Below are 16,635 nucleotides of genomic sequence, written 5' to 3' on the forward strand. Positions count from 1 at the left end.
GCTGGCGCCGCAACACGGGAGGCAGACGAGATGGCGGGACGTTCCGGACGGCATGCAGGGCTTGCCGCGCTGCTGCTGCTCAGTGCCTGCCACGGCATGGGCGGCCCCGGCTACCGCCACATGGCGGGCAGTCCCGCCCGCATGGGCGCGGTGATGCCGGGCATGACGCGCGACGAGGTGGCCGGCATGCTCGGACCCGGCCATGACGCAGGTCCCGGCGCGGCGGACTGCGATGCCTACATGGTCCGGACCGACGGTCCCTACCGCTACATGCATGTCTGGTACCGCGGCGACGTGGTCGACCGGCTCACCCGGGGCACCGGACCGGCCTGCCCGGCCATCTAGCCGCCCGGATGCGGCGGAAAGGGCCATTCCGCGCTTGAAAAGCGGGACACTTCCTGTCATAGCACCGCAACTCCGACTCGTGCCGTTTTCCGATGCGCGCCCTCTTCTTCTGACGGCGCCGGGACGGCAGTTCCGGGACGGACCCGAAGCAAGCAAGACGACCCATCTCCCGCGGGCGCCGAGGCGGACCCGACAGAAGGCGCGGAGCTCTGGGACGGCACCACCTTCACGGAATAACCGTGAGCCAGACAGGAGAGATCAGATGGATCTGATCGCACAGCTGGAGGCCGAACAGATCGCCTCCCTCGGGAAGACCATTCCCGACTTCAAGGCGGGCGACACCATTCGCGTCGGCTTCAAAGTGACCGAAGGCACCCGGACCCGCGTCCAGAACTACGAAGGCGTCTGCATTTCCCGCAAGAACGGCGCAGGCATTGCCGGTTCGTTCACGGTCCGCAAGATCAGCTTCGGCGAAGGCGTCGAGCGTATCTTCCCGCTCTACTCGACCAACATCGAGAGCATCGAAGTCGTGCGCCGCGGCCGCGTGCGCCGCGCCAAGCTCTACTACCTGCGTTCGCGCCGCGGCAAGTCCGCCCGTATCGCAGAGGTCACCAACTACAAGCCGAAGGCCGACAAGGCCGGCGCCGAGGCGTAAGGACCGGACCGATGAAAGCAGACATCCATCCCGAATACCATCTCATCAACGTCAAGATGACCGATGGCACCATCATCCAGATGAAATCCGTCTGGGGCAAGGAAGGCGACACGCTGGCGCTGGACATCGATCCGCTGGCGCACCCGGCATGGACTGGCGGCAACACCCGCCTGATGGACCAGGGCGGCCGCGTTTCCAAGTTCAAGAAGAAATACGAAGGCCTCGGCTTCTGAGCCCAGCCCTCCGGGTTTTTCGAGGCCGCCCCCCGGGGCGGCCTTTTTCTTTTCCGGCGACAAGGATTGCAACCTCTGCCAGCCTCGCACGTAGACATGGCACAGGAAGCGCAAACGGAGGGCAGGCGTGAAGATCGGCGTTGACGTGACGATGGACTACCAGCTGGGCAAGGAACGCGTCGTGTTCCTCACGCTCGAGGCGGCGGATACCGACGGACAGCACGTGCTGGAGAGCAGGCTGGACATCCAGGGGGCGCAGCTGTCGCGCATCCCGGGCGAAAGCGGCATCGGCAGCCGGGTGGTCGCGCGGCTCGATGCCGACGTGATGCGGCTGGCCTACCGCGCCGAGGTCGAGATCACCCGCCCCGAGATTTCGCTGGAGGACATGTCCGCCGCCCCCTGGCACGACCTGCCGGCCGAAGCGATGACCTATCTGCGGCCCAGCCGCTTCTGCCAGTCGGACATGTTCGAGACCTTCGCGACCCACCGCTTCGGCGGCCTGGAGGGCGGCGCCAAGGTCGATGCCATCCGCGGCTGGGTGGCGGAGGAGCTGTCCTACGTGCCGGGCGCGTCGAACGCGACCACGACGGTGATCGACACCTTCACCTCGCGCCAGGGCGTCTGCCGCGACTATGCCCACATGCTCTGCACGCTCTGCCGCGCCTCGGACATCCCCGCCCGCTACGTCTCGGTCTACGCCCCCGATGTCGAGCCGCCGGATTTCCATGCCGTGGCCCAGGTCTGGCTGGACGACGCATGGCATATCGTCGACGCCACCGGCATGTGCCGCCCCGAAAGCACCGTCATCGTCGCCGTCGGGCGCGACGCCTATGACGTGGCCTTCATGGAGAACCGCGGCATGGTGCAGCTGGAGTCGCAGAACGTGGGCGTCCGGACGATCTGACTTCGGCCGCGCGTCCCTGTGGATTTGGCGGCACGGCTCGGCTAGCATCCTCCGGGATTGCATCCGGGAGCTCGAGTCATGCGTCTTGCCGCGACCCTTTCGGCCATGGCCGCCGCTGCGCCGGGCTTTGCCGCCACGCTGGAACCCGCTTCGGTCCTGCCTTCCAGCCTGACGCTCCGCATCACAGAGGTAGGCAAGGCCGGCGCGACCCGGTCCGGCAACAACTACGCGTCGCCGGCCGCCGATGCTTCGGGCCTCTGGATCGCCGACCAGACCGGGACGCTCTACCGCAGCGGCGCGGACGGCACCGCCGCCGTGCTCCAGGCCCCAGACCTGCCGTCCGAGCTGGTTCCGAACGGCCGCGAAGGGTTCCTCGAGGTCGCCCCCACGGCCGATGGCAGCGCGCTCTACGTGCTCGTGACCTCGGACACGCTGCCCTCCGCCGCCGTGCCGCTGGCGGAGCTGCCCGCCCCCCTGCCCGGCGCCTGCTGCGCGGACGGCCGCGCCGTGGACGACATCTACGAGATCGTGCCCGGCAACACCCAGTACCAGATCCTCTACCGCTATACCGTGGAGGACGGCGTCCCCGCCGATCCGCAACCGGTCACGGCGCTGGAGGTCCAGTACGGCTCGAGCGCGCATCGCGGCGGCGCGATGGCCGTGCTGCCCGACGGCCGGCTTCTGCTTGCCACCGGCGACAACCTGCCGGCAGGCACGGACGGCCGCGGCGCGCCGCAGGACGATGGCGAACATGTCGGCAAGCTCCTCCTGGTCGACCCGTCCGACGGCAGCATCACGGTGGCGGCGAAGGGCGTCCGCAATGTCCAGCACCTGCAGATCGCCGGAACCGCCGCCGGCCCGGTGGTCGTCTTCGGCGATATCGGCGGCGCCGTGGCCGAGGAGGTCAACGCGGTGCCGCTGGCCGATCTGCTGGACACCTCGGAGATCGAGAATTTCGGCTGGGGCCGCGCCGCGGACGGCCTGGCGCGCGAGGGCACGTTCTACATCTCGCCCGGCGTCCCACTGGGTGCCCCTGCCGAGGCCCTTTCGCTGATTCCGCCGGACGAGGAGGGCTTCCTGCAGGCCATCGCCCAGATCGGCCGCACCGATCCCGCGTCGCCCTTCGCGCTGTCAGGCCCGGTCGTGTCCGACGTGTCCTTCGACCAGATAGGCATCCTGTTCGCCGATCTCGTCTCGGGAAGCCTCTTCGCCACCACGGGCGATCTGGCCGGGACCGGACAGGACGTGTTCGACGTGTCGCTGGTGGACGCCGACGGAATCGCCGTGACCCTGCTGGAGCTTTCCGCCCGCAGCGACCGCGCCGATCCGCGCTTCTTCCTCTTCGCCGACGGCAGCGCCGGGGTGCTGATCGAATCGACCGCCACCTATTACCGGCTCACCGAGGTGGCGCAGCGGGCCGCCGTGCCGCTGCCGGCCGGGCTGCTGCTGCTGGCCTCCGCCCTGCCGCTGCTGCTGCGCCGCCGCCGCGGCTGAACCGCCCGGGCGTCAGCCCTTGCTGCTCATGTTCATGAAGGCGGACATGAAATCGGAGAAGATCTCGGCATTGCCGCCCGCAGCCTTCATCCAGTTCTGGATCATCGCCTCGGGCGTGAGCTGCTCCATGTGCTCCTCGATCTTGGCGTTCATCTTGTCGAGCCACGCCTCCTGCATCGGCCGCACATCGGGCAGGCCCATGAGTTCCCGCGCCTCCATCGGCGTCATGTCCACGTCGATCTTGACCTTCATCCCGTTTCCTTCCCGCCGGCCGGCGCGTTCCGATTTCCTGCAACCCTAGCAGCAGCTTATCCACAGGGAAAGCGGCGGCTGTGACTCATTGGACGCACCGCGGAAAGTTTTCCCGCGGCTGCGGACCCGGCCGCGACGCGACCGCTTTCCATTGCCGGGCGCAGGACATAGGGTGTCTTCCACCGCGCGGCTGCGCGCCTTCCTCCCAAGTCCGAGAGTCCGCCAAATGGCCTACATCATCGTCGTCGGCAACGAAAAGGGCGGGTCCGGGAAATCGACCACGACCATGCATGTGGCCACGGCGCTGGTGCGCATGGGCCATAGCGTCGGCGCCATCGACCTCGACCTGCGCCAGCGCTCCTTCGGCCGCTTCGTCGAGAACCGGACCGCCTTCTGCCGCCGCGAGGGCATCGCCCTGCCCATTCCCGACTACCTGCCCCTGCCCGAGATCGCGGCCGGTGACGTGCCCGAGGGCGCCAATGTCTACGACCTGCGGCTGGACGCGGCGATCACCCAGCTGGAGGGCCGCCACGACTTCCTGATGATCGACTGCCCCGGCTCGCATACCAGGCTGAGCCAGATCGCGCATTCGCTGGCCGACACGCTGGTCACGCCGCTGAACGACAGCTTCATCGATTTCGACCTGCTGGCGCATCACGACCCGGATACCGGCGCGATAACCGGCCCGTCGGTCTATGCCGAAATGGTCTGGAACGCGCGCCAGCTGCGCGCCCAGGCCGGGCTGAAGCCGATCGACTGGATCGTGCTGCGCAACCGCATGGGCTCGCAGCAGATGCACAACAAGAAGCGCGTGGGCGACGCGCTGATGGACCTGTCGAAGCGGATCGGCTTCCGCGTGGCGCCGGGCTTCGCCGAGAGGGTGATCTTCCGCGAGCTCTTCCCGCGCGGGCTGACTCTGCTTGACCTGCGCGATGTCGGCGGCGGCGGCGGGCTGACCATGTCCAACATTGCCGCCAGGCAGGAAGTGCGCGACCTTGTCGGCGAATTGCGCTTGCCAGGCGTGGTCGCTAATTTCTAAATCGGGTTTACAAATTCCGCGTGCATCTGGACGGGCAATGGCCCATACAGGTAGCAAATGCCCAAACCCGGGAGGAGAAGATGGCACGGATTTTCGTCTGCGGCGAAGCGATCATGGATTTCGTTCCCGTCGGCACGGCGGCGGGCGAGGCCTTCCTGCCCCTGCCCGGCGGCTCGCCGATGAACACTGCCAAGGCAGCCGCCTGCGCAGGCGCGGAGTCGCATTTCCTCGGCGCGATCTCGCGCGACCTGTTCGGCGAGCGGCTGCTGGCGGACATGGTGGCCCACGGCGTGCGCACCGGACTGACCCCGCGCAGCGACCTGCCCTCGACCCTGGCCTTCGTCGACATGTCGACCGGCGAGCCGCGCTATGCCTTCTACGACCGCGACAGCGCGGCGGTGAACATGGCGCCGACGGCGGACGGCATCGACCCGCAGCCGGGCGACATCCTCGCCGTCGGCTCGATCTCGCTGATCCCCGAACCGGGCGCAGGCAACATCCTGCGCTTCGCGCTCGGCCAGGCGGACAGCCAGATGCTGGCCTTCGACCCGAATGTCCGCGCCAACATGATCACCGACCGTGCCGCCTGGGAGCCGCGGGTGGAGGCGCTGTTCGCGGCCGCGTCCATCGTCAAGATCAGCTCGGAGGATCTCGACTATCTGCGCCCCGGCCAGTCGCGCGAGGATTTCGCGGCGGAGCTGACCGGCAAGGGCGTCGGGCTGGTCGTGGTCACCGGCGGATCCGAAGGCGCGCTGGGGCTGACGCGGGCAGGCCGCGCGCAGGTCATGGCGCCGAAGATCGCGGTGGCGGACACGGTCGGCGCGGGCGACACCTTCATGGGCAACCTGCTGGCCGGCATCCTGGAGATCGGCTGCCCCGGCAAGGCGGCGCTGTCCGGACTGGGCGATGCCGCGCTCGAGACGCTGCTGACCCGGGCGGCCTGGGCGGCGGCCATCAACTGCACGCGGACCGGCTGCAATCCGCCGCAGCGCCAGGAAGTGCTCGACGCGATCGCGGCCGGCAAGATCGGCTGACCGCAGGGCGGGCCTTCCGCCCGTGCGAAACCTTGGGAATGCCGCCGGATGGCGGCACCCGCAAATCCCCCGCCCTGCCCTTTGGCCCGCCCTTGAACCGTCCCGCCTGCCGGAATGATCCTCGGCACCGTCAGGCGGCGGGACGGTCATCCCGGCCGGGCAACGGAGATCTTGCGTCCCGCGCCGGAGAACGCTCCGCGAGCGGCCGGACATGAGATCCCGGCCGCGGGGGCACCCACGGCGCCGACTTGGCGATGACCGAACGGCGCATGGACGCAGCCATTCCAGCCGCGTCACGTCTCGACGGGACCTGCGGCGGAGCCCGCGGCGCTGACATGCAGGAGGGTGCCGAAGAACATCGCGTTGCCGGAGACAGGATAGCCTGCAGGCGACCTTTTCCAGCGTCCCGTCTTCCGCGGCTGCCCCCAGCCGACCCGACCGCACTCTAAGGCGGCCCTCAAACCGGGAGCGTCATCCGCGGCGCGGGCGGTCAGGCGGCGCGCTCGACGGCGCCCGCCAGTTCCTCGACCACTTCGCTGAGCACCGCCGGATCGGCATGTTCCGCCATGACGCGGATCAGCGGCTCGGTCCCCGACTTGCGGATCAGCAGCCGTCCCTGCCCTTCCAGCCGCTTTTCGGCCGCAGCGATCGCCGCCTTGACCTCTTCGGCCTCCAGCGGCGCCTTGCCCGCGGCGTAGCGGACGTTCTTCAGGAGCTGCGGACAGGGCTCGAAGCTCTTCGCCAGCTCGGAGGCAGGGCGGCCGATGCGCACCATCTCCGCAAGGAACTGCAGCCCGGCCAGCAGGCCGTCGCCGGTGGTGGCATAGTCGGTCATGACGATATGGCCCGACTGCTCGCCGCCCAGGTTCCAGCCGTGGCGGCGCATCGCCTCGACCACGTAGCGGTCGCCCACCGGCGTGCGGTGCAGCTTCAGCCCGCACGCCGCGAGGAAATGTTCCAGCCCGAGATTCGACATGACGGTCGCGACCAGCGTGCCGTCCTTCAGCCGCCCTTCCTCGGCCCAGCGGGCGGCCAGCAGCGCCATGATCTGGTCGCCATCGGCCTGCGCGCCGGTCTCGTCGAGGATCAGCACCCGGTCGGCATCGCCGTCGAGGCAGATGCCGACATGCGCGCCATGCGCCCGCACCGCCTCGGCCGCGGCCTGCGGCGCGGTGGAGCCGACGCCGTCATTGATGTTGCGGCCGTTCGGGCTGACGCCGAGATGGACCACCTCGGCACCGAGTTCCCAGAGCACCTCCGGCGCGGCGCGGTAGGCCGCGCCGTTGGCGCAGTCGATCACCACCTTCAGCCCGTCGAGCGTCATGCCGTGAGGCAGGGTGGATTTCACCCGCTCCTGATAGCGGAACCGGCCATCGTCGATCCGCTTGGCGCGTCCGATGTTTTCGGGCTTGGCCGGTTCGACCCCGGCCTCCAGAAGCGCCTCGATCTCCTCCTCGGCGGCATCCGACAGCTTGAAGCCGTCAGGGCCGAAGAACTTGATGCCGTTATCCTCGTGCGGATTGTGGCTGGCAGAAATCATGATGCCGACATCGGCGCGCATCGAGGTGGTCAGCATCCCCACCGCCGGGGTCGGCACCGGCCCCAGCAGCAGCACGTTCATGCCGGTGGAGGTCAGCCCGGCCGTCAGCGCGGTTTCCAGCATGTAGCAGCTCAGGCGCGTGTCCTTGCCGATCACCACGCGGTGCGTGTCCTTGCCGTCGCGGCGAAAATAGCGTCCGGCCGCCGCGCCGAGGCGCAGCGCCATCTCGGCGGTCATCGGGTGGCTGTTGGCGCGGCCGCGCACCCCGTCTGTTCCGAACAGCTTCCGCATGGCAAGTCTCCAAGTTCCGTTCAGGCGCGGGGCCGGCCGCCATCGGCCCGGGGCCCCGCTCCGGTCCGACAGGATATGGACGGTGCCGCGGGCAAGGCAAGACGGAAACGCCGCAGCGCGATGCCGCGGCGGAGGACCGCCGGCCGGCGGTCCGGGGCCTATTGCCGGTAGAAGTAATGCACCCCGATCGAGGCGGTGCGCGGGAAGATCGAGGCCCAGTTCGGCCGCACCGCGCGGGTGTGGTAATGCGTGGCGCCGTGGGTCAGGTTGCTCTTCGCGCCCTTCAGCATCAGCGCCGCGACCTTGGAGACCTGCTTCCAGGCCTTCTTCTCGCCGATGGTCTCGGCCCGGCCGTCGCAGGCATAGCTGAACTGGCAGCCATGCTTGCGGCCGCTGCCCTGGTTGACCACGCCGCAGACCGAATTCGGATAGGCCTTGGACTTCACCCGGTTCAGGATCACCTCGGCCACGGCGAACTGGCCCTTCACGCTTTCGCCGCGGGCCTCGAAATAGAGCGCCTCGGACAGGCATTCCCATTCCGGCCCGCCGCCCTTCGCGGTCTGGTCCGACAGCCAGTCGCGGGTGTACTGGACTTTCTTGCGGAAGCGCGGCTTGCGCTCCCCGCGGGGGACCGGACGGACGGTCAGAGACCCCAGAGCGACCCCGTCCGACAGGAGCACGTCGCGCTCCGCATCGAAGAGAGCGCCCAGCCCGGTGTCGATATCGAGAGAAGGGTCATTCGAGGTGCTCATGGTTACCTCTGCCGCCGCGACTCCGATATGGAGGACAGCAGCAACGGTCGCCAATGCACGCAGTATCATGACAATTTCACCCAAGTCGATCAATTCCGACTCGGGGCGTATAAAGACCGGCCGCTAGATGCAATACTCGACAAAAAGTACGCATTGGGCGGATAGTGGCACCAAGGCCACATTCCACATGTCGGCGAGAATCTGCCGATTGTCAAGAATTTGTCGTAATTTCGGGACTATCGCCGCGTCAGAACGGCGTGGGCGCCCGCCAGACGGGCAACCGGCACACGGAACGGCGAACATGAAACATAGTTAAAACCGCACTCCCTGGCGAAGGCAATCGAATCAGCCGTGCCGCCATGTTCGCCGCAAATCGACAGAACGATTCGCGGATTTGCCTTCCTCCCGCGTTGCGCGCCGATCTGCAAGAGCTCTCCGACGCCCTCCTTGTCGAGGTAGTGGAACGGGTCCTCCTTGAACACGCCCTGCTGCACGTAGGTCTGCATGAAGCGTCCCGCATCGTCCCGCGAAAGCCCGTAGGTCATCTGCGTCAGATCGTTCGTGCCGAAGCTCATGAAGGAGCAGAGCTCGGCGATGTTGTGCGCCTTCAGCGCGGCGCGCGGGGTCTCCACCATGACCCCCAGCTTGTAGGAGAAGGCGGCGGTGCGCTCGGCGCGGACCTTGGCGGCGACCTGCTCGATCCGGCTCTGCAGGATCTCCACCTCGCGCTGCGCCGAGACCAGCGGCAGCATGATCTCGGGGACAACCTCGGTTCCGGCATCGGCCAGCGCGATCACTGCCTCGAAGATCGCCTGGACCTGCATCTCGTAGATCTCGGGCACGGTGATGCCGAGGCGCACGCCGCGCAGGCCGAGCATCGGATTGAATTCGGTCATCGAGTCGATGCGCGCCTGCACGTCCGAGACCGGGCGGCCGAGCGCATTGGCCAGGTCGACCACGCCCTGGCGGTCGGCGGGCAGGAATTCGTGCAGGGGCGGGTCGAACAGCCGGATGCAGACCGGCAGGCCTTCCATGATCTCGAAGAGCCGGGTGAAATCCTCGCGCTGCATCGGCAGAAGCTGGCGCAGCGCGTCGGCGCGGTCCTCGGGGGCGTCGGCGAAGATCATCTCGCGCATCACCGTCAGCCGGTCGTCGTCGAAGAACATGTGCTCGGTGCGGCACAGGCCGATGCCCTCGGCCTTGAAGGTCCGCGCGATGCGGGCATCCTCGGGCGTGTCGGCATTGACCCGGACGCCGATGTCGCGCACCGCGTCGGCCCAGCCCAGCAAAGTCTGGAAGGCCTCGCCGAGCGCCGGTTCCAGCATGTCCGCCGCGCCGTCCAGCACCTCGCCGGCCGAGCCGTCGAGCGTGACCAGCGCGCCCTCCTCGAAGATCCGCCCGTCGGGCAGCCGCATGTGGCGCGCGCGGCGGTCGATGATGATCTGCCCCGCCCCGACGACGCAGGGCACCCCGAGGCCGCGGGCAATCACCGCCGCATGGCTCGACATCCCGCCCTTGGCGGTCAGCACGCCCTTGGCAGCATGCATGCCGCGCACGTCGTCCGGCGAGGTCTCGCGCTTGGCCAGGATGCAGGCCTCGCCCTGGGCGGCCAGCGCCTGGGCGCGGGTCGAGCTGAAGACGAGCTTGCCGACGGCCGCGCCCGGGCTGGCGGCGATCCCGCGCAGCAGCGCGTTGCGTTCGGCCTCCGGGTTGACCTGCCAGTGCATCAGCTCGTTGAGCGAGCGCGGCGGCACCCGCAGCAGGGCCTCGTCCCGGGTGATGATCCGGTCCTGCGCCAGCCCCACGACGATCTCGACATTGGCGCGCGCCGTGCGGGCAACGCGGACCGCGTCGATGACGCTGAGCACGCTGTCCTGGATGACGAACTCGATCTGCATCTCCTCGCGCAGCTTGGAGCGCGCGAGCTCGCCCAGCCCCACCAGCTGGTCGAAGATCTCGGGGGCCAGCTCCTCCAGGGACGGGCCGCGCGGATCGCGGGTCAGGAAGATGGCGGCATGTTTCAGCGCCAGCGCGTCGCGGCCCTGGCTCTGGCTCATGTAGCGGCCGGTGATCTGCGCCTTGCCGGTGGTGGAGTTGATGAACTGCATCACCCCCGAGCCGCTCTCGTCATTGCCGACGCCCAGCGACATGCGCTGGACGACCAGCCCCAGCCCGGCATCCTCGGGCGCGCCGCGCGCCTTGCGCAGGAGCCGCGCGGAGGTGCCTTCCCAGGCCCGCGCCATCGAACGCAGCACGCCCGCCAGCTGCTCGGCCGGCTCTTCCGGGAAGGGTTCGTCGGTTTCGATCTCGTAGATGCGCAGCGCCTCGGCCACGTCGGAGCGCGCGGGCCGCTGCACCGGCGGGAAGAGGTCGGCGTCCAGATGCGCCACCTGGACGGCATAGGTGTGGATGAAGCGCAGGTAGATGGCGTTGGCGGCATCCTCGCCGCGGCGCTGCACCATGACGGCATGGCGGCGCTCGTTCATGCCGATGTTGAGGATCGCGCCCGGCCCGCCCCAGTCGGCGCCCTCGGCGGAGGGGCGCACGGAAACCAGCGGCGTGTCGCCGAAGAAATCGAGGATCGCCTCGACATCGGTCATCTTGCCCTGGGCGATCTGGCGGACGGTCTCGAAGCTCAGCGCGACGGTGGTGGGCACGGGCATGTCGAGCCGGATCAGCCGCTGCAGGCACTTGGCGCGGCCGCCATGCTGGTCCACCGTGATCGTCGCGGTCTTGGTGATCTCGGTGAAGGCCTTGAACGTCAGGTGTTTCAGCAAGGGCCCGGTCTCCTCCGTCGCATCCCGACCGGAGGCTACACCGGTGCCGCGGGAAGGCCAAGCGCTGCGAAAGTGGCAGGCCCGGGAAGGCCGGACCCGGCTGCCGCTGCGCCCGGAGGCCCGGGCCGGTCAAGGTCCGGCCGGCCCGGATTGCCGGGCCGCCGGGCGGGGCGGCAGGCGGCGGAGGCTCAGAGTTCGGGAACCGCGCGCTCGCCGGAGAGCTTCGACAGATCCGCGGCCTGGCTGCAGGTCGTGCGGATCACATGCAGCAGGTTCAGCCGGTTGCGCCGGACGACCTGGTTGTCGCTGTTGACCTGCACGGCTTCGAAGAACGCGTCGACAGGGGCGCGCAGGGCGGCCATGCCCCGCATGGCCGCCGCGAAATCCTCGGCCTCGATGGCCGAGGAGATCGCCCGCCCTTCGCTCTCCAGCGCCGCGAAGAGCGACCGCTCCTCGCCGGTCTCCGCCAGCTTGGCGTCGGGTCCGAAGGAGTATTCCACCCCGTCAGCCTCCTCGGCCTGCGCCAGGATGTTGTTCGCCCGCTTGAAGCCCTGCACCAGATTGCCGCCGTCCGCCGTCTTCAGGAAGCCTTCCAGCGCCTCGGCCCGCTTGACCAGCAGCGCCAGGTCGTCATTGCCCGGCATCGCGAGGCAGGCATCGATCACGTCATGCGGGATGCCCTTGTCGCGCAGGTAGACCTTCAGCCGGTCATGGAAGAAGCCCATCAGATCGGCGGCATCAGCCCCCGGATAGCCCTTGGCGAAGACCTCCGACAGGTTGCAGCGCACGCCGTTCTCCAGAACCAGACGGATCACGCCCAGAGCGGCACGGCGCAGCGCGAACGGGTCCTTCGAGCCGGTCGGCTTCTCGTCGATCGCCCAGAACCCGGTCAGCGTGTCGATCTTGTCGGCCAGCGCGACCGCCACCGACAGCGGCGCGGAGGGCACGTCGTCCGACGGCCCCAGCGGCTGGTAATGCGCCCCGGCCACGGCAGCGATTGCCGCAGGATGCCCGGCCGCCTCGATATAGTAGCCGCCCATCACGCCCTGGAGCTCCGGGAATTCGTAGACCATCTCGGACGACAGGTCCGCCTTGGCCAGCCGCGCCGCGGTCTCCGCCTGTTCCGGATCGGCGCCGACGATCGGCGCGATTCCGCGGGCCAGCGCCGCGATGCGGGCGATCCGCTCCGCCTGGGAGCCCAGCTTGTTGTGGAAGGTCACATGGGTCAGCGACTCGAGCCAGTCGCCCATCCCGGCCTTCGCCACGCGCAGGTCGTTCTCCCAGAAGAATTTCGCGTCGCTGAGACGCGCCGACAGCACCTTCTGGTTGCCGCGCAGGATCTCCGCCCCGCCGTCGCGGGTCTCGCGGTTCGCCACGGTGACGAAGCGCACGATCTTGCCGGTCGCCGGATCCTTCACCGAGAAGAACTTCTGGTGCTCCTTCATCGAGGTCTTCAGCACTTCGGGCGGCAGGCCGAGGAAATCCTCGCCGATCTCGCCCATCAGCACCACCGGCCATTCGACGAGGCCCGACACCTCGATCAGCAGTCCGTGGTCCTCGACCGCCTCCAGCCCGCAGGCAAAGGCCTGGTTGGTGGCGTCGGCCCAGATATGCGAAGCGCGGTCATCGGCATCGAGCACGACGTTGCGGCGGCTCAGCGCCGCGGCGTAGTCGTCGAAGCTGGTGACCTTGAAGCGGCCCGGCGCCATGAAGCGGTGGCCTTCGGTGGTATCGCCCGACGCGATGCCGCCGACTTCCAGCGGCACGATCTCGCTGCCGGCCTCATCGTAGAGAATGCACAGGATCGAGTGCAGCGGACGCACCCAGCGCAGCTCGCCCGCGCCCCAGCGCATGGATTTCGGCCAGGGGAACTTGTGGATCGCGTCGGCCAGCACCTCGGCGACGATCTCCGCTGCCTTCCGGCCGGGCTTCTCGAAGGAGGCGAAGTAGACCTGCCCCTTCTTGTCGTCGCGTATCTCCAGCTGGTCCATGGTCAGGCCGGTGGAGCGCAGGAAGCCCTCGATGGCCCTTTCCGGCGCGCCGACCTTCGGGCCCTTGCGTTCCTCGGTCAGGGTCGGGCTTTCGGCCAGCAGCCCCTGCACGGTCAGCGCCAGGCGGCGCGGCGTGGCGAAGGCGCCCGCCCCGGCATAGGTCAGCCCCGCCTCGACCAGGCCGTCGGTCACCAGCTTCCGCAGGTCCTCGCCCGCCTTCGTCTGCATCCGGGCCGGGATTTCTTCGGAAAAGAGTTCGATCAGCAGGTCGGGCATCGGGGGAATTCTCTGCGTCTGGCTACGGTCCGTCGCGCGATACCAGCCGCGCGAGGGGAATGGCAAGCATCTCCGCCGGTTTCGGGGCTCCTGCGGCTCAGAAGCCGAGCGCCAGCTTGATGATTAGCGCGTTCGCGATGTCGACGAAGAAGGCCGAGACCAGCGGCAGCACGATGAAGGCCAGCGGCGACGGGCCATAGCGCTGGGTCACGGCGGTCATGTTGGCGATGGCGGTCGGCGTCGCGCCCAGGGTCACCCCGGTGAAGCCAGAGGCGACCACGGCGGCGAAGTAATCCTTGCCCATCGCGCGGAAGACGACGAGCAGGATGAAGGCGGTGGCGGCCACCGACTGCAGCACGATGGCCAGCGCCAGCGGCCCGGCATGGGCGGCGAGCGTCCAGAGCTCCATCGACATCAGCGACATGGAAAGGAAAACCGAGAGGCTGAATTCCTGGATCAGCCCCATGGCCGGCGTGCCTGCGGGCCATTCGATCTTCGGCAGGATGCGCGGCACGGCGTTCGACAGCACGATGCCGGTCAGCAGGCAGGGCACGAAGAGCGGCAGCATCACGCCGAGTTCGGACAGCGCCTCGTGGAAGGCGGAGCCGAGCGCGACGGCGATGTTGATCCACAGGATCGCGCGCAGGAAATCGCCGTTCGTCAGCCGCCCCGGCGTGTGGCCCTCGTCGGAAATGGCGGCAGCCGCGTAGGATTCGGGATCGGCCTCGGGCGCGGCCAGCTTGTGGCGGTCGATCAGGTAGCGCGCGATCGGGCCGCCGAGCAGGCTCGCCGAGATAAGCCCCAGCGTCGCCATGGCGATGCCCAGCTCCGCCGCGCCGGGCACGCCATAGGTGTCCTGCACCACCGGCCCCCATGCGATCGCGGTGCCATGCCCGCCGATCAGAGCGGCGGTGCCCAGCATGGTGCCGGCCTGGCTCGGCAGGCCGAAGGCCAGCGCCGAGACGATGCCGATCCCGGCCTGCACCACCATGTAGCCGATGGTCAGCGCCAGCATCAGCGCCAGTACCGGCCCGCCCTTGATCAGGTCCGACAGCCGCGCCGACAGCCCGACCGTGGTGAAGAAATAGACCAGCAGGAAATCGCGCGCCGACAGGTCCCAGGACACTTCCCTTCCGGTGAAGGCGACGACCGCCCAGGCGATCAGCGCCGCCAGCAGCCCGCCCGAGACCGGCTCGGGGATCGAATAGGCGCGCAGGAACGGAACCGAGGCCGTCAGGCGGACACCCGCGAAATAGACCACGATCGCGGTGGTGAAGGCGGCGAAGCCGCCGATCAGGATGGGATCGGCTTCCGGCACGGGCTCACTCCTGCGGGGGCGGCGGGCAGCCTTCGGGGGCAGGCTCGCCGTCGAAGACCTTCTCGCCGCAATGGTTGATCTGCTGCCAGGCGTAGCCCCGGCCGTCCTGCATGACCGCGACGACGCGGTCGATGCCGTAATGGACGTTCTCCTCGCCGAGGAAGGCGACGGCGCTGCCGTCTTCCAGCGCCGCGCCTATGGCGCCCGCGTCGAAGCAGGAGAACCAGCCGGGCGCCGTCAGCGGCTCGGCGGCCTCATAGAGTTCATAGGTCTCGGTCAGCGTGGCCAGCGAGACCGGCGTCTCGAAGCAGGCGCGGAACCGGATGGGCGAGGAATTGGCGTCGATCGCCTCGACCTCCCCGGCCGGGATCGCCTCTGCCACGCCGGACACGGAGGTCAGCCGGATCTGCAGGCTGCCTGCCGGGACCGGATCGTAATAGTAGTAGACCTGCAGGTAGTACATCGCCGCCCCCGCAACGGCGGCCACGGCCACGATCATCCCGGCGATCCACTTCCCCTGCATGCGCTGCCTCCTGCCCTCGCCCCCTGATACCTCTCCGGCGCGCGGCGGACAAAGACCAAAGGGCCGCAGGTCAAGGCGCGGCCCGGCTTCAGCGGCGGCGCTGGAAAGAGAAGCGCCCTGCCAGGATTTCACGCACCGCGCCGCAGCCATGGGCCGCGAAATGCCGCCAGGCGGCGGCGGCGAAGCGGCGCGGCGCGAAGCGCGACCAGGACAGGGTGATCTCGCCGCCCGGCCCCGCCGCGGCGAGGAATGCCGCGCGTTCGTCCGGGCCGAGGGCAGCCAGCTCCAGCGCGTCGGCGATGTATTCCTCGTCCACCTGGTGCAGGGCGGCACCGCCGGGCCGCTGGGCGATCAGCGCGTGGACCAGTTCATGCGCCAGCAGCGAGCGGAAGGCCGCCTGCACCGACAGGGCTGCATAGGCATCGCCGGGCGGCAGATGGCCGGCAAGCAGGTCCGGCGCCAGGATGCGGATGCGGCCGAGAGTGCAGTCATAGCTCGCCAGGCAGCGGTCCCGCCCCGCCGCCAAGCTGTCGGCGGTCTCGATCTCCACCGGCGCGGAAAGGTCCATGCCGCAGGTCTCCAGGGAGTCGCCCGCCGCGCTGGCAGCTGCGCAGACCGCGCCGTGCGACTGGCCCTCTTCCGCGAGGAAGGCAGGATCGGCACAGGTCTCGAAACCGTCCGCCGCTGCCGCCGCTCCCGGCAGGATCGTGGCTGCGGCCAACGCGGCCCCAGCAATCTGCTTCCTTCTCCGATCCGCCCGCATCGGCCCTCCTGCCGCACCGGTCGGCAGCAAGGGTAGCGCGCGCAACCCTGAATTGCACGCCACCCCGCTGTCCTTTCATTGGGCCGCCCGCCGGAAACGGCCATCCCTGCATGCCTGCGCAGCAGGAAAGGCCGCGGCCGGGCAAATGGACCGCATGCCGCGGTCAGCCGTGACATCGGCCCTTGCAAGGAGTCCCCGCTCAGGCAGAACCGAAAGCTGGCGACCGGTAGCGCGCCGCGCGATCGACCGCGGCATTTCAGCCCCGGCGCGGCCCCGGACGGGCGCAACGCCTCCGCATCGGCCAGTTTCGGGTCAGCGACAGCGGCCAAGCCCGCCACGGGTCTCGCAGCACGTGCGACCGACGAAGCCGCCGCGACCACGGATAGCGGAGGCTGCAAGACCGCCGAGAACGGCGAATTCGGCAAGATCAACCTTCCGACCGGCCCGA

General features: G+C 68.9%; 15 protein-coding genes. 7 read left to right on the forward strand and 8 right to left on the reverse strand.

Annotation, left to right across the window (positions count from 1 at the left end; genetic code table 11):
- Positions 1-30: 30 nt before the first annotated feature.
- The 5 genes from HCC78_RS09760 to HCC78_RS09780 all read left to right on the forward strand — a co-directional run bounded on the left by HCC78_RS09760 (position 31) and on the right by HCC78_RS09780 (position 3,631).
- Positions 31-345 carry a hypothetical protein gene (locus tag HCC78_RS09760; protein WP_172328579.1) on the forward strand — a complete coding sequence of 105 codons (315 nt, stop codon included), beginning with the start codon at positions 31-33 and terminating at the stop codon, positions 343-345.
- 262 nt (positions 346-607) lie between these two features.
- Positions 608-1,000, forward strand: coding sequence for a 50S ribosomal protein L19 (gene rplS / locus HCC78_RS09765; protein ID WP_172328580.1), 393 nt, complete (start codon positions 608-610; stop codon positions 998-1,000).
- Positions 1,001-1,011: 11 nt separating this feature from the next.
- Complete coding sequence (gene rpmE / locus HCC78_RS09770; RefSeq protein ID WP_108261973.1) at positions 1,012-1,233, forward strand: 50S ribosomal protein L31; 222 nt, start codon at positions 1,012-1,014, stop codon at positions 1,231-1,233.
- Between the two features lie 127 nt (positions 1,234-1,360).
- Positions 1,361-2,137 (forward strand): transglutaminase family protein, encoded by a 777-nt coding sequence (locus HCC78_RS09775; protein WP_172328581.1) that lies wholly within the window; start codon positions 1,361-1,363, stop codon positions 2,135-2,137.
- 78 nt (positions 2,138-2,215) lie between these two features.
- Positions 2,216-3,631 carry a hypothetical protein gene (locus tag HCC78_RS09780; protein WP_172328582.1) on the forward strand — a complete coding sequence of 472 codons (1,416 nt, stop codon included), beginning with the start codon at positions 2,216-2,218 and terminating at the stop codon, positions 3,629-3,631.
- Positions 3,632-3,643: 12 nt separating this feature from the next.
- On the opposite strand, the gene HCC78_RS09785 is transcribed toward HCC78_RS09780, so the two are convergent.
- Positions 3,644-3,883: a DUF6489 family protein gene (locus tag HCC78_RS09785; protein ID WP_172328583.1), complete on the reverse strand. Its 240-nt coding sequence runs from the start codon at positions 3,881-3,883 to the stop codon at positions 3,644-3,646.
- A 226-nt stretch (positions 3,884-4,109) separates the two neighbouring features.
- On the opposite strand from HCC78_RS09785, the gene HCC78_RS09790 reads away from it, so the two are divergent.
- Complete coding sequence (locus HCC78_RS09790; RefSeq protein ID WP_172328584.1) at positions 4,110-4,922, forward strand: division plane positioning ATPase MipZ; 813 nt, start codon at positions 4,110-4,112, stop codon at positions 4,920-4,922.
- Between the two features lie 80 nt (positions 4,923-5,002).
- On the forward strand, positions 5,003-5,956 hold the full coding sequence (locus HCC78_RS09795; RefSeq protein WP_172328585.1) for a PfkB family carbohydrate kinase: 954 nt from the start codon (positions 5,003-5,005) through the stop codon (positions 5,954-5,956).
- 490 nt (positions 5,957-6,446) lie between these two features.
- Here HCC78_RS09795 and glmM read toward each other — a convergent pair whose 3' ends face one another.
- The 7 genes from glmM to HCC78_RS09830 form a co-directional block, all read right to left on the reverse strand.
- Positions 6,447-7,787, reverse strand: a complete 1,341-nt coding sequence (gene glmM, locus HCC78_RS09800; RefSeq protein ID WP_172328586.1) for a phosphoglucosamine mutase — start codon at positions 7,785-7,787, stop codon at positions 6,447-6,449.
- Positions 7,788-7,945: 158 nt separating this feature from the next.
- Positions 7,946-8,539 (reverse strand): cell wall hydrolase, encoded by a 594-nt coding sequence (locus HCC78_RS09805; RefSeq protein WP_172328587.1) that lies wholly within the window; start codon positions 8,537-8,539, stop codon positions 7,946-7,948.
- 236 nt (positions 8,540-8,775) lie between these two features.
- Positions 8,776-11,316: a putative PEP-binding protein gene (locus HCC78_RS09810; RefSeq protein WP_172328588.1), complete on the reverse strand. Its 2,541-nt coding sequence runs from the start codon at positions 11,314-11,316 to the stop codon at positions 8,776-8,778.
- Between the two features lie 188 nt (positions 11,317-11,504).
- On the reverse strand, positions 11,505-13,583 hold the full coding sequence (glyS, locus tag HCC78_RS09815; protein ID WP_172328589.1) for a glycine--tRNA ligase subunit beta: 2,079 nt from the start codon (positions 13,581-13,583) through the stop codon (positions 11,505-11,507).
- A gap of 97 nt (positions 13,584-13,680) precedes the next feature.
- Positions 13,681-14,901, reverse strand: a complete 1,221-nt coding sequence (gltS, locus tag HCC78_RS09820) for a sodium/glutamate symporter (RefSeq protein ID WP_172328590.1) — start codon at positions 14,899-14,901, stop codon at positions 13,681-13,683.
- Between the two features lie 4 nt (positions 14,902-14,905).
- A complete protein-coding gene (locus HCC78_RS09825; RefSeq protein ID WP_172328591.1) occupies positions 14,906-15,424 on the reverse strand; it encodes a DUF6446 family protein in 519 nt (172 codons plus the stop codon).
- An 88-nt stretch (positions 15,425-15,512) separates the two neighbouring features.
- Positions 15,513-16,145 (reverse strand): DUF6639 family protein, encoded by a 633-nt coding sequence (locus HCC78_RS09830; RefSeq protein ID WP_172328592.1) that lies wholly within the window; start codon positions 16,143-16,145, stop codon positions 15,513-15,515.
- Positions 16,146-16,635 lie beyond the last annotated feature (490 nt).

The sequence above is a fragment of the Mangrovicoccus sp. HB161399 genome (genome assembly GCF_013184745.1).
In the GTDB taxonomy this organism is placed as follows: domain Bacteria; phylum Pseudomonadota; class Alphaproteobacteria; order Rhodobacterales; family Rhodobacteraceae; genus Mangrovicoccus.

What these genes read in the sequence shown, in the direction of transcription:
- HCC78_RS09760 (WP_172328579.1), top strand. Translation starts at nt 31, where the DNA reads ATGGCGGGACGTTCCGGACGGCATGCAGGGCTTGCCGCGCTGCTGCTG.
- rplS (WP_172328580.1), top strand. Translation starts at nt 608, where the DNA reads ATGGATCTGATCGCACAGCTGGAGGCCGAACAGATCGCCTCCCTCGGG.
- rpmE (WP_108261973.1), top strand. Translation starts at nt 1,012, where the DNA reads ATGAAAGCAGACATCCATCCCGAATACCATCTCATCAACGTCAAGATG.
- HCC78_RS09780 (WP_172328582.1), top strand. Translation starts at nt 2,216, where the DNA reads ATGCGTCTTGCCGCGACCCTTTCGGCCATGGCCGCCGCTGCGCCGGGC.
- HCC78_RS09785 (WP_172328583.1), bottom strand. Translation starts at nt 3,883, where the DNA reads ATGAAGGTCAAGATCGACGTGGACATGACGCCGATGGAGGCGCGGGAA.
- HCC78_RS09790 (WP_172328584.1), top strand. Translation starts at nt 4,110, where the DNA reads ATGGCCTACATCATCGTCGTCGGCAACGAAAAGGGCGGGTCCGGGAAA.
- HCC78_RS09795 (WP_172328585.1), top strand. Translation starts at nt 5,003, where the DNA reads ATGGCACGGATTTTCGTCTGCGGCGAAGCGATCATGGATTTCGTTCCC.
- glmM (WP_172328586.1), bottom strand. Translation starts at nt 7,787, where the DNA reads ATGCGGAAGCTGTTCGGAACAGACGGGGTGCGCGGCCGCGCCAACAGC.
- HCC78_RS09805 (WP_172328587.1), bottom strand. Translation starts at nt 8,539, where the DNA reads ATGAGCACCTCGAATGACCCTTCTCTCGATATCGACACCGGGCTGGGC.
- glyS (WP_172328589.1), bottom strand. Translation starts at nt 13,583, where the DNA reads ATGCCCGACCTGCTGATCGAACTCTTTTCCGAAGAAATCCCGGCCCGG.
- HCC78_RS09825 (WP_172328591.1), bottom strand. Translation starts at nt 15,424, where the DNA reads ATGCAGGGGAAGTGGATCGCCGGGATGATCGTGGCCGTGGCCGCCGTT.